Source organism: Pseudomonas californiensis (assembly GCF_021147775.1).
GTDB lineage: Bacteria > Pseudomonadota > Gammaproteobacteria > Pseudomonadales > Pseudomonadaceae > Aquipseudomonas > Aquipseudomonas californiensis.
The window spans coordinates 163,716-176,576 of record NZ_JAGTPK010000010.1; the positions used below are offsets into that span (position 1 = coordinate 163,716).

Sequence of the window (12,861 nt, forward strand, 5' to 3'; positions counted from 1 at the left end):
TTCAGACAAGTGCGGTCAGGTGTCACATCCGTGCGCACCTGACTCACAGAGCATTGTTTCAATGCAGACGCATATCCAGCGTCATCGGCAGTTCGTCGTTAATGTTGAGCGACGGAACGACCAATTTGCCAGGCGTATGACCAACGCGGAAGAAACGCGACATGCGGCGGCTTTCGGCTTCGTTGGCGTTGACCGGCAGGGTTTCGTAGTTACGCCCGCCCGGATGGGCGACATGATACTCGCAGCCGCCCAACGAGCGCTGCATCCAGGCGTCGAGCAGGTCGAATACCAGCGGCGCATGCACGCCGATGGTGGGTTGCAGACAGTTGGCAGGCTGCCATGCGCGATAACGTACGCCTGCGACGAACTCGCCAACACGTCCGGTCGGCTGCATTGGCACGGGAACGCCATTGCAGGTCAACATGTAACGTTGCGGCGGCAGCCCTTTGACGTGCAGCTGCAAACGCTCCAATGACGAATCGACATAGCGCACTGCGCCGCCCGCCGAGCCCTCCTCGCCCAGCACATGCCATGGCTCGAGCGCCTGACGCAGCTCCAGCTCGATGCCGTTGACCGCGTAATCGCCCACCTTCGGAAAGCGAAACTCCAGATGCGCAGCGAACCAGTCGGCGCGCACCGGATAACCTGCCGAATTGAGGTCGGCGACCACGTCCGCAAAGTCCTGCTCGATGAAGTACGGCAGCATGAAACGGTCATGCAACTGGGTGCCCCAGCGTGCAAGCTTGGCCGGCGCGTATGGCTCGCGCCAGAAACGCGCCACCAGCGCCCGCAGCAGCAACTGCTGCGCCAGGCTCATACGGGCATGGGGCGGCATCTCAAACGCACGCAGCTCAAGCAGACCCAGACGCCCGGTGGCACCATCCGGTGAATACAGCTTGTCGATACAGAACTCGGCGCGATGGGTGTTGCCGGTGACATCGATCAACAGGTTGCGCAGCAACCGGTCAACCAGCCATGGCGCAACTTCTTCGCCTGGCTCGGGCATCTGCGAAAACGCCACTTCCATCTCGTAGAGCGAGTCGTTGCGTGCCTCGTCGATGCGCGGAGCCTGAGAGGTCGGGCCGATAAACAGCCCTGAAAACAGGTACGACAGCGACGGATGGTTATGCCAGTAGCTGATCAGGCTGCGCAGCAGATCGGGACGACGCAGGAACGGCGAATCGGCTGGCGTAGCACCGCCCAGGACAAAGTGGTTGCCGCCGCCGGTGCCAGTGTGCCGACCGTCGATCATGAATTTTTCAGTAGTCAGACGCGTGAGCCGCGCCTGTTCGTAAAGAAACTCGGTGCGTTCAACCAGTTCATCCCATGTTGCGGACGGCTGAACGTTGACCTCGATCACGCCAGGGTCTGGGGTGATCCGGAAGTTGCTCAAGCGTGGATCACTCGGCGGCTCGTAGCCTTCCAGCAATACCGGGCACTTCAGCTCTTCGGCCGTGGCCTCGATCACCGCGACCAGCTCCAGGTACTCCTCCAGCTTTTGCAGCGGCGGCATGAACAGGTACAGACGCCCTTCACGCGCTTCAGCACACAGCGCAGTGCGCGTCAGCCAGTCTGCCGACTCGTCCAGCTTCGGCGAGCGCTCGGCGTCCACGTCGGATGACATGGGCTGCGCGGCCAGAGCATCGCTGTCGGCCAGCTCAGGAAACTCCTGGTTATGGTCGGTCGGGTGAATGAACGGGTATTCGGCTGCTTTGACCCACGGTTGCGAAGCCAATGGCAATCGGTAGCCCAGCGCAGAATCGCCCGGCACCAGACGACAGTGGTTGTCGCGCAGATACCAGCGACCGCTCTGCCAGCTGTCACCCTTGGCCGTGCGTGCCAGCGGCAGCACCTGGCCAATGACCTTGTCCAGGCCCTGCTCGAAGACCTTGCGCAGACGAGCCCGCTCCAGCTCATCACCCAACCGGGAGTCCTCGGCGGTGACGTTGACCGGCAACGCACCTTCGCGCCACAGGTAGTAAAAATTGTCTTCGTAGGCAGGGAAAACGAAACGGGCTGGCAGTTTCAAGCGCTCGGCAACGCTGGCCAGAAAACGCCCGGCCAGCTCGCCGGTCACGCCGTAATCCTGGGTTTCATCCGCAATCAACGCATTGTTGTGCCAGACCGGCTTGCCATCCCTGCGCCAGAAACAGTTCAGCGACCAGCGCGGCAATTGCTCGCCGGGGTACCACTTGCCCTGCCCGAAATGCACGATCCCCAACGGCGCGTAGTGCGCACGCATGCGTTGAAACAGCTCGGCTGACAGTTCACGTTTTTTAGGGCCCAGCGCGGCGGTGTTCCACTCGGCGCCATCACGGTCATCGATGGAGACAAACGTCGGCTCGCCGCCCATGGTCAGGCGCACATCGTCGCGCACCAGATCAGCGTCGATCTGTCGACCCAGCGCCTGAATGTCCTGCCACTGTTCCTCGGTGTAAGGCTTGGTGACGCGTGGCGCTTCCCAGATGCGCTCAACCGACATTTCATGGCTGAAATTCGTTTCGCACGGCTCGACCAGCCCACTGATGGGGGCAGCAGAGGAAGGCTCGGGACTGCACGCCAGGGGAATGTGCCCCTCACCGGCAAACAGGCCCGACGTCGCATCGAGCCCGACCCAGCCGGCGCCCGGCAGATACACCTCACACCATGCATGCAGATCAGTGAAGTCGACGTCAGTGCCAGACGGTCCATCGAGCGCCTCGACGTCCGCTTTCAACTGGATCAGGTAACCCGACACAAACCGCGCGGCCATGCCCAGATGACGCAACAGTTGCACCAGCAGCCAGGCCGAATCGCGGCAAGAGCCAGACGCATTCTCAAGCGTGAACTCCGGCGTCTGCACGCCAGGTTCCATACGGATCAGGTAATCGACATCCTGGCTGAGTCGCTGATTGAGACCGACCAGAAAATCAATCGCCGGGATGGGCTCGCGGCTGATGCTGTCCAGGTAGGCTTGAAAGCGAGGCGTCAGCGGCAGTTTTTCCAGATAAGGCGCCAGCTCACGCTGCTCTTCGCTCGCATACGTGAACGGGATGTTTTCGGCATAGGGCTCAAGGAAGAAGTCGAATGGATTGAACACTGCCATTTCGGCGACCAAGTCGACTTCAACACGGAATTCACTGGTTTTCTCAGGAAAGACCAGCCGTGCCAGGTAGTTGCCCTGTGGATCCTGCTGCCAATTTATGAAGTGGTTTTCAGGCAGCACTTTCAGCGAATAGGACAGCACACGGGTACGGCTGTGGGCAGCCGGACGCAGGCGAACAATCTGGGGACCCAATTCAACCGCGCGGTCGTAGCGGTAATGCGTGACATGGTGCAAGGCAATATGAATCGACACGGCGTGCCTCCTGCGAGCCTGAACGGTGATTGAGCCGCGCAAGACTTATGCCACCAGGGTCAAAGTCATGCGCCAACGACGCTGGCATAGCCTGCTCATCCGAGCACGGCACCAAAATCGCGCCAGCTTCGGCCGACCGTGCAAGGGTCGCACGGAAATGAAGCGTCCGGGGATAATAACCTCGGCGTGGGTCGGTAATATTTAATTACAGCACTTCAAGCACTTGTCTCTGGCTACATCCCGTCCTGATTTAAACCTTCAGAACGGAAAACAATGCGATGACCCAACACAACTTCATCCTGCGGCCTCTGGCGGCAGAAACGCTCCCGCCAGCCGCCATTCAGGATTTTCTGCTGACCAACGCCGAAAGGGCAGACTACGAAGCAACTCGCCTGGCGCTGCTTGAAAGCATGCGCCCCGGCACCGCCATAACCGACCTGACCCAGCCGCGAATCATTCCCCATCCAGAGTCTGATTTCGGCAGGTACTGCCTGCAAATGGTCGCGGGGCTCTATCAGATCCAGACGCCAGAACTCAACAGCCGGCTTGCACTGGCCGGCAGCACAACCGGTCACTGGTTCATTGATACGGATGACACCATCAAAGTGCTGCATGAGGACGCCCCCCCGACCCCTGTGATCGACAGCGGCCTTAAGCCTTCGGTGCTGCGTCAGTGCCGACAGCAGAATGAAACGCTTGAAGAACCCGCGCGTACAGATGGAAGTGTCAGCCTGGCACTGATGCTGCGCTGCAATTACGGCATGTCGCTACCGGAATCGCTAGACACCGCGAGTGTCACATCCCTGCTGGAGACCCTGGCCGAAGTACGGGCCACCCAAGAGCTGGGGTTACTGGATCCGAACGGCATCGCCACCCTGCTTGGCGCCCAGAATGTTGCAGACATGCGCCAAGTCTGCGCTGACTATCTGGGTACCGAAGGCGGCAGCCTGCTGGGCAGGCTCGGCGCAGCAGTACTCGCATCCAGAACAGCACTGCAAGTCCGCACTTCGCCAGTGACGTTGCTCACTCAGGTGATCAGGTCCGAGGAGGCACGAGCGCTGGCAAAGGCCATACTCAAAAAATGGGAATGGTCTGAAAGCGAATCGCTTGAACCGCTGCTCACCTTGACTGACCGAGTGCTGTGGCATGCCATCAGTGTTGATATCCAGAGCCCGGAAAATCTGCAGCTCGGTCATTTCGCAGGTTACGAGATCGCCCGTCCTGACAACTGGGGACGAAGCCATGCAGATATCCTTGTAGATATCCATCGCCACATGATCGCAACCGGCAAGGCGTCCTCCTTGAACGAAGCAGCCCTTGCGACCTTCGTAGTTGCGTTCAACCACCATCCTGAATGGCTGATCAGCGATATTCCCGACGACCTCCCCTACGCCAGTAGCGAGGTCTGGGTGAATGTTCAACATGGGGTCAAATTGGCGGAAATCCTCGAACTCGGCTCATCGCGCTGGATAAACTTCCAGGACCTGACCGACCTGCCCGCGGTGTTCAGCAAGACAATGGAGACCGAAGAACAGCGAACGACTTACGCAGTGACCCGGATACCGACTCTGCTGACCTGGGCTCAGGCCAACGGGCACCTGCGCCTGCAAGATGATCGACTGTATTCAATCGAGGAGGTCGAACAGGCAACCCGTGCATTTGAACGTGCCGAAGACGAGATGCTTCAAGCCATCAATACGCTGGCCGAGCCTGCTCCGGAACGCAGAGCCATAGCCCTTGCAAACATCGAAAGCGCGACGCGGACACCCGAGATAGCTGCTCAGCTTGAAGAAGCAGGATATCGACTTCCTCCTATTCCCCTGAGCCCCAACCTTGTATTGGTGCCCAAGAGCTATCCGCCTGTCTATCGTGACAAGCACGGTACGTACTCTCTTTCACATGTGCCTTATGACGCTTACGGCATAAAACATGAGGCGTTTTCAATTCTGGACGTTTACATGTCCGGGGAGAAAATCGAGGACTGGCGTGCGCCCGGTAACCCGCATGACGGCGACCTGTCTCACGTACCGTTTGAGGTGACGCTGCTGTACAACGCCATGCCGCCAATGCCGGAATCCTTCAACGACAGCTTTCAAGGCTATATGGCCAATGCGCGTCTGGCCTACACCACACTGATCAGAAAACTGCTGGTCAGACTGCCGTTCAAGCACCGTGTCGCGATTGAAAACGGCGAAGTGACGCTGCTGTCGTTAAGGCTGCCTACCCAGGACATAAAGGCGGCTTCTGAAAAAGAGGCGCATCGAGAGCCCCTGAGGGGTCGAGCTGGATTCATCATCAAAGCGGTTTATCTGAATGCGACCACCTACTACGAAGTGTTTCCGCTGAGGATGGTCATTCGTCATCGCCCGGACCTGATCACACTGCCCGAAGGTGGCTTGCTCGTCACGGTACCGTGGGGACGCATTCCGGTCCCCTCGTCCTGGATTAGCAGCGACGGACAGCCTACGCAGCACAACCCGGTCGAGATAATCGCCGGAAGCGAATTGGCATTTGATCAGGACGCTTACCTGAAAGGCCGGGAGCCTCAAGCAGGCGCCGCTGCGACATTGATTGCAGATGTCATCGGCATCCGCTTCCATGAACCCGTGACGGGGACTGGCAAAGAAGCGCCATTGACCACATTTTCAGAGCGCTGCATGGCCATCGGACACTCGATCAGCCAAGACTTGTTCTACGTGAATACCGATGTGCTTTACGACCAATGCAACGAAGTCACGACGGTAGAGCGCTATAACGGCAAGCCCAGCGCTCCAGAGCTCGTTGGCAATTTTCTGCTCGCGATGACGCCCTGGCATGAAATTCAGGAAATCATGTCGGGTGAACGATTGCGCATGAGGGCAGGGATGCTCGGAGTGTTGCTCTACTCGTTACCTTATATCGGCCCGACAGGAAAGCTGCTCACTGGCGTGGCGCGACTGATCAAGGGTGCTACCAAGGCTATGATGGTCGTACGAATTGGCAGCGTCACCCTGTCGGCGTTGAACGCTGGCGTGGCTACCTACATCAGAGCTGCCACGCCAGGCAGATGGCTGGCGACAAAAATCGGCACGGGAGCCATGCAGTACGTACACAGCCAACTGAAATGGAAAAGTCTGGGGTTACGTGCAGGCGTTGCCGCCAGTCGCAGGCTTGTGATGTACACGCACGCGATTGAAGCACAGGTCGAACGCAGGGAAATCATACAAAACAAATTGCTGAGCAGCCTTCCAGAGGCCACCGCCCCTGACGATCATCGACCATCAGAGGCAAAAACAACCGACTGACGCCGTTATCAGCGCGGGACGACAGGCTTGCGAGCAGGCTTGCCGCCTTTGCCCTTGCCACCTTTGGCTGCATCCATACGTTCCTTGGCCGCTTGCTTGTTACGCGCCATGGCAGCGGCCTTGGCCTCTTCACGCTTGTCCCAGGGCTTGCTGCCGTCACTGCCACGAGGCGGCAGGCCGGTGTGCTGGGTCTGGATCAGCGTGGTCTTCGCGGTTTTGGCAACCTTGTGGCTGCCAGCCGGCGTCGAGTTCTTGCGACGGGCACTCTGGTAGCTGTCGGTCGCAGGCTGATGCAGCGGGATCAGTTGATCCTTGCCCGAGCCGATCAGATCGGAACGACCCATTCGCTCAAGTGCTTCGCGCAACATCGGCCAGCCTTTGGGATCGTGATAACGCAGAAAGGCCTTGTGCAGACGGCGCTGATCCTCGCTCTTGACGATGGTTACAGCGTCGCTCTTGTACGTGACCTTGCGCAGCGGGTTCTTGCCCGAGTGATACATGGCCGTGGCCGTGGCCATTGGCGAAGGGTAGAACGCCTGCACCTGGTCAGCCCGGAAGCCGTTGCCCTTGAGCCACAAAGCCAGGTTCATCATGTCTTCATCGGTGGTGCCCGGGTGGGCCGCGATGAAGTAAGGAATCAGGTACTGCTCCTTGCCTGCTTCCTTGGTGTACTTCTCGAACATGCGCTTGAACTTGTCATAGCTGCCAATGCCCGGCTTCATCATCTGGTTGAGCGGACCTTCCTCGGTATGCTCCGGCGCGATCTTCAGGTAACCACCAACGTGGTGCGTCACCAGTTCCTTGACGTATTCCGGCGACTCGACGGCGAGGTCATAGCGCAGGCCGGATGCAATCAGGATCTTCTTCACGCCCGGCAACGCCCGCGCACTGCGGTACAACTGAATCAGCGACGAGTGATCGGTATTCAGGTTCGGGCAGATACCCGGGAACACGCATGACGGCTTGCGGCAGGCAGATTCGATTTCCGGGCTTTTGCAGGCGATGCGATACATGTTCGCGGTCGGTCCGCCGAGATCGGAAATCACACCGGTGAAACCTGGAACCTTGTCGCGGATCTCTTCGATCTCACGAATGATCGACTCTTCCGAACGGTTCTGAATGATGCGGCCTTCGTGCTCGGTGATCGAACAGAAAGTGCAGCCACCGAAGCAGCCGCGCATGATGTTCACCGAGAAGCGGATCATGTCGTAGGCCGGGATCTTTTCCTTGCCGTACGCAGGGTGCGGAACGCGTGCGTATGGCATGCCGAACACGTAGTCCATTTCTTCGGTGGTCATCGGGATGGGCGGCGGGTTGAACCAGACATCCACATCACCATGCTTCTGCACCAGCGCACGAGCATTGCCCGGGTTGGTTTCCAGGTGCAATACGCGGTTGGCGTGGGCATACAGCACAGAGTCGTTGCGAACCTTTTCCACCGACGGCAGGCGAATGACTGTTTTGTCACGGGTCATGCGCGGGCTGGCAAGAATCTGCACCACCTTGGCTTCGTTGGGGTCTTCAACCGGACCCTTTTCCTGCTCGATTGCGCAGGCCTGGGTGTCCTGAGTGTTTACATACGGGTTGATGATCTTGTCGATCTTGCCCGGACGGTCGATGCGCGTTGAGTCGACTTCATACCAGCCTTGCGGCGTATCACGACGAATGAACGCGGTGCCGCGCACATCGGTGATGTCCTCGACCTTGTGGCCATAGGACAGGCGCTGGGCGACTTCGACGATTGCCCGCTCGGCATTGCCGTACAGCAGGATGTCGGCGCAGGCGTCGATCAGGATCGAGTTGCGAACCTTGTCCTGCCAGTAGTCGTAGTGGGCGATGCGGCGCAGGGAAGCCTCAATGCCACCCAGCACGATAGGTACGTGCTTGTAGGCTTCCTTGCAGCGCTGGCTGTAGACCAGACTGGCACGGTCCGGACGCTTGCCGGCCATGCCGCCCGGCGTGTAGGCGTCGTCGGAACGGATTTTCTTGTCCGCGGTGTAGCGGTTGATCATTGAATCCATGTTGCCAGCAGCGACACCGAAGAACAGGTTCGGCTCGCCGAGCTTCATGAAGTCGTCTTTCGACTGCCAGTTGGGCTGGGCAATGATACCGACACGAAAGCCCTGGGATTCAAGCAGGCGCCCGATGATCGCCATACCGAAGGACGGGTGATCCACATAGGCATCACCGGTCACGATGATGATGTCGCAGGAATCCCAGCCAAGCAGATCCATCTCTTCCCGGCTCATGGGCAGGAACGGTGCTGGTCCGAAACATTCGGCCCAATACTTGGGATAGTCAAATAACGGCTTGGCTGCTTGCATGTTCAGGGACCTACGTTTGCACGTTGGAAAAATCGCGGGCGCGGAATATAGCACATTTTTTGATCAAATCCGACGACAGTGGTCGGAATAGATGATCAGACACCCTTGCTGATGTACACCGGCAAGACTGCTTCAAAACCCGCCCGGCAAGGCGAAGGCTTTAATCGTCGTCGAAGTTGTAGCTGCCCGGCGCCAGGTTCTCGAAACGGGTGTATTTACCGATAAACGCCAGCCGCGTTGTACCAATAGGCCCGTTACGCTGCTTGCCGATGATGATTTCGGCGATGCCCTTGTGCTCCGTCTCCGGGTGATAAACCTCATCCCGGTAGACAAACATGATGACGTCGGCGTCCTGCTCGATTGCTCCGGATTCACGCAAGTCGGAGTTGATCGGGCGCTTGTTCGGACGCTGCTCGAGGGACCGGTTGAGCTGTGACAGCGCAATGACGGGGCAGTTGAATTCCTTGGCCAGCGCTTTCAACGAGCGGGAAATCTCGGAAATTTCGTTGGTCCGGTTGTCACCGCTCGAACCCGGGATCTGCATCAACTGCAGGTAGTCGATCATGATCATGGCAATGTCGCCATGCTCACGGACGATACGCCGCGTCCGCGCACGCATTTCCGAAGGGCTGATGCCGGCCGTGTCATCGATGAACAGCTTGCGGTCGTTGAGCAGATTGACCGCCGATGTCAGCCGCGGCCAATCGTCGTCGTCCAACTGACCGGCACGCACTTTGGTCTGGTCGATACGGCCAAGCGACGACAACATACGCATGATCAACGACTCGCCTGGCATCTCCAGCGAGTAGACCAGGACGACCTTGTCGCTGCGCAACACGGCGTTTTCGACGAGGTTCATGGCAAAGGTGGTTTTACCCATCGACGGTCGACCTGCCACGATGATCAGGTCAGACGGCTGCATGCCACTGGTCTTTTCGTCGAGATCGGTATAACCGGTGGACAGCCCAGTGATCGCATTGTCGCTGTTGAACAGCGTATCGATGCGATCAATGGCCTTGGTCAGCAGGTCGTTGACGCTGACCGGACCGCCCGTCTTGGGACGCGCCTCGGCAATCTGGAAGATCTGGCGCTCGGCCTCGTCAAGAATCTCTTCGGCGGTACGGCCTTCCGGATTGAACGCACTGTCGGCAATTTCGGTACTGATACCGATCAACTGCCGCAACGTGGCCCGCGCACGAACGATCTGCGCGTACGCCTTGATGTTGGCGACCGACGGGGTGTTTTTCGCAAGCTCACTGAGATAGCCAAGGCCACCGACCTGAGAGGTCTGCCCTTCCTTGTCCAGTTGCTCAGCGAGCGTGACGACGTCAATCGGGCTGTTCTGGTCGGCCAACCGGGCAATGGCCCGAAAGATCAGCCGGTGGTCATGTCGATAGAAATCACCATCCGAGACTTGATCAAGCACGCGCTCCCAGGCGTTGTTGTCCAGCATCAGACCACCGAGTACAGCCTGTTCGGCCTCGATGGAATGCGGGGGCACCTTGAGGGCAGCGGTTTGCAGATCGTATTGCTCGGGGCTGGAGATTTCGTTCATGGCCACTTGAATTCGAGGTTTACAGAATGGGGATGGCACAAATACAAAGGGCACGACCTGTAAACAGGATCGTGCCCGATGTTAATCCTCTGACGGCAAGGCCGCCAGACGATTATGTACTGCTTAAGCAGCCACTACGACAACGCGTACGGTCGCTTCTACGTCGCTGTGCAGGTGCACAGCTACGTCGAATTCGCCAACGTTGCGGATAGTGCCGTTCGGCAGACGAACTTCGCTTTTTGCAACTTCAACGCCAGAGGCGGTCAGTGCATCAGCGATGTCGTGAGTACCGATCGAACCGAACAGCTTGCCTTCGTCACCAGCAGTGGCAGTGATAGTCACTTCCAGCTCAGCCAGTTGGGCAGCGCGAGTTTCGGCAGATGCTTTCTTGTCTGCAGCCAGTTTTTCCAGCTCAGCACGACGCTCTTCAAAAGCAGCCACGTTGGCAGCAGTTGCAGCGGTTGCTTTGCCGTAAGGCAGCAGGTAGTTACGACCGTAACCGGCCTTAACATTTACTTTGTCGCCCAGGTTGCCCAGGTTGGCGACTTTTTCCAGAAGGATCAGTTGCATGTGGAAATCCTCTTAACTTTTAACCTTCACCGTTCGCAGGGCCATTGCCGGAATCTTTCGATATCCGGCGACCGCGAAAATCAATCAGGCTGTCGACAATGGCTATCACCACGAGCAACGGATAGATCAGTTGCATGAACACCAGCAGCGTGATGTACATCCCCACCAGCCAGAACCTGGACAGGCGCTTTTCAGCTACCAGACCATGAATCAGGGCCAGACCTGCGAATACCAGCGGTACGCTGCAAAGCGGTGTGAGCATCGCAACTTGCGGACCGAAATTCGGCCCCACGAGCATGCACACCAACAGCAGTAACGCAGCTACCCGCGGGAGCTTCACCGCGCGAAATTCACGCCCGAAGCCACCAGGGTTGTACAACAACGCTTGCCAGTACCGCCCAAGCATCAGGCAAAGCACACTGACGATTTGCAACACAGCCGCTATCAAACCGTTAAGGACTGGTGTAATCAGCGCTCCCAGACGCGTCCGCTCTTCTACGCTCAACTGCTCGTAGAGCCCAGCCAGCATTGTCGGCAGATGTTTCTGCAACTCCTGCGACATTGCTTCGATGGGTTCGCGAAAAACCGTGCCCAGAACCACTGCATACACCACACCCAGCGCCACGCTGACCAGCAGCAAACGGACCCAGGACTCGCTGGCACGCAAAACCATTGCCAAACTCAGTGACCCGATCAGCACCATGGCTGTACGCGGTTCACCGAAATACCACCAGACCAAAGCCGGCAGCAGAGCCCAGGACAGGACACCAACGGCATCACTGAACCCGCGTCGCAGGAGCACAAGGCAACCCGCGGCAGCACTCAACCAGAACAACAGCGGCAACGCCGCACATCCAGCCACTACGAGAGTGGCTTGCATGCGGCCGCGCATGATGAATTCAGCCAGGGCACGCATGCTTTCTATCCCTTGTTACGTTTTGTCGACTACCTGGTCTCAGCGGCCGTGGCTGTCGGTGTAGGCCAGCAGGGCCAGGAAGCGGGCACGCTTGATAGCGGTGGCCAGCTGACGCTGATAACGTGCTTTGGTACCAGTGATACGGCTTGGAACGATTTTGCCGGTCTCGGATACATAGGCTTTCAGAGTGTTGAGATCTTTGTAATCGATCTCTTTGACGTCTTCAGCGGTGAAGCGGCAGAATTTACGACGACGGAAGAAACGTGCCATGTAATTGGCTCCTCAAAAGGTCCGTGGATTACTCGTCAGCGTTATCGCTAACGTCGCTGTTGTCACCGTCATCGCCATCGCCATCGGCGCTGTCGGAGTGCTCAGGACGGTCACGACGCTCACGGCGCTCACTGCGGTTCTCTTCAGCCTTGAGCATCTCGGACTGGCCAGTTACGGCTTCGTCGCGACGGATGACCAGGTTACGGATCACAGCATCGTTGTAACGGAAGTTGTCTTCCAGCTCGGCCAGGGCCTTGCCAGTGCACTCAACGTTCAGCATCACGTAGTGAGCCTTGTGAACATTGTTGATTGCGTAGGCCAGTTGACGACGGCCCCAATCTTCCAGACGGTGGATTTTGCCGCCGTCTTCTTCGATCAGCTTGGTATAACGCTCAACCATGCCGCCGACTTGCTCGCTTTGATCCGGGTGGACCAAAAAGATAATTTCGTAATGACGCATGAATGCTCCTTACGGGTTGTAGCCTGCCGCTGAAAGCGGTCAGACAAGGAGTGAATGACACTGTTAGTCTTGCCCAGGGACAGGCACATGAGCGCCTGCCATGACAGCAAGGGGCGCAATTGTAGAGAAGGGTCGAGGGAGGCGC

The 12,861-nt window shown here is 58.2% G+C and carries 8 protein-coding genes; 1 reads left to right on the forward strand and 7 read right to left on the reverse strand.

Annotated elements, in window-relative coordinates; genetic code table 11:
- Positions 1-58: 58 nt before the first annotated feature.
- Positions 59-3,337, reverse strand: a complete 3,279-nt coding sequence (locus KDX37_RS12370; protein ID WP_231652993.1) for a transglutaminase family protein — start codon at positions 3,335-3,337, stop codon at positions 59-61.
- Between the two features lie 278 nt (positions 3,338-3,615).
- On the opposite strand from KDX37_RS12370, the gene KDX37_RS12375 reads away from it, so the two are divergent.
- Positions 3,616-6,621, forward strand: coding sequence for an MFS transporter (locus KDX37_RS12375; RefSeq protein ID WP_231652994.1), 3,006 nt, complete (start codon positions 3,616-3,618; stop codon positions 6,619-6,621).
- 8 nt (positions 6,622-6,629) lie between these two features.
- Here the strand turns inward: KDX37_RS12375 and KDX37_RS12380 are convergent, their stop codons facing one another.
- From KDX37_RS12380 to rpsF, 6 genes are all read right to left on the reverse strand, one after another.
- Complete coding sequence (locus KDX37_RS12380) at positions 6,630-8,945, reverse strand: YgiQ family radical SAM protein (protein ID WP_231652995.1); 2,316 nt, start codon at positions 8,943-8,945, stop codon at positions 6,630-6,632.
- A 160-nt stretch (positions 8,946-9,105) separates the two neighbouring features.
- A complete protein-coding gene (gene dnaB / locus KDX37_RS12385; RefSeq protein ID WP_231652996.1) occupies positions 9,106-10,500 on the reverse strand; it encodes a replicative DNA helicase in 1,395 nt (464 codons plus the stop codon).
- A 123-nt stretch (positions 10,501-10,623) separates the two neighbouring features.
- The gene (rplI, locus tag KDX37_RS12390; RefSeq protein WP_003317208.1) at positions 10,624-11,070 is read right to left on the reverse strand and encodes a 50S ribosomal protein L9; all 447 of its coding nucleotides are present in this window, start codon (positions 11,068-11,070) and stop codon (positions 10,624-10,626) included.
- Positions 11,071-11,089: 19 nt separating this feature from the next.
- Positions 11,090-11,986, reverse strand: a complete 897-nt coding sequence (locus tag KDX37_RS12395; RefSeq protein WP_231652997.1) for a YybS family protein — start codon at positions 11,984-11,986, stop codon at positions 11,090-11,092.
- A gap of 39 nt (positions 11,987-12,025) precedes the next feature.
- Entirely contained in the window at positions 12,026-12,256 is a 231-nt protein-coding gene (rpsR, locus tag KDX37_RS12400) for a 30S ribosomal protein S18 (protein WP_002551829.1), read from the reverse strand.
- A gap of 28 nt (positions 12,257-12,284) precedes the next feature.
- Positions 12,285-12,716, reverse strand: a complete 432-nt coding sequence (gene rpsF, locus KDX37_RS12405; protein ID WP_231652998.1) for a 30S ribosomal protein S6 — start codon at positions 12,714-12,716, stop codon at positions 12,285-12,287.
- Between the last annotated feature and the right edge of the window lie 145 nt (positions 12,717-12,861).

Coding starts and splice junctions, on each gene's coding strand:
- rpsF (WP_231652998.1), bottom strand. CDS start 12,716: ATGCGTCATTACGAAATTATCTTTTTGGTCCACCCGGATCAAAGCGAG.
- KDX37_RS12380 (WP_231652995.1), bottom strand. CDS start 8,945: ATGCAAGCAGCCAAGCCGTTATTTGACTATCCCAAGTATTGGGCCGAA.
- rpsR (WP_002551829.1), bottom strand. CDS start 12,256: ATGGCACGTTTCTTCCGTCGTCGTAAATTCTGCCGCTTCACCGCTGAA.
- dnaB (WP_231652996.1), bottom strand. CDS start 10,500: ATGAACGAAATCTCCAGCCCCGAGCAATACGATCTGCAAACCGCTGCC.
- KDX37_RS12375 (WP_231652994.1), top strand. CDS start 3,616: ATGACCCAACACAACTTCATCCTGCGGCCTCTGGCGGCAGAAACGCTC.
- KDX37_RS12395 (WP_231652997.1), bottom strand. CDS start 11,986: ATGCGTGCCCTGGCTGAATTCATCATGCGCGGCCGCATGCAAGCCACT.
- rplI (WP_003317208.1), bottom strand. CDS start 11,070: ATGCAACTGATCCTTCTGGAAAAAGTCGCCAACCTGGGCAACCTGGGC.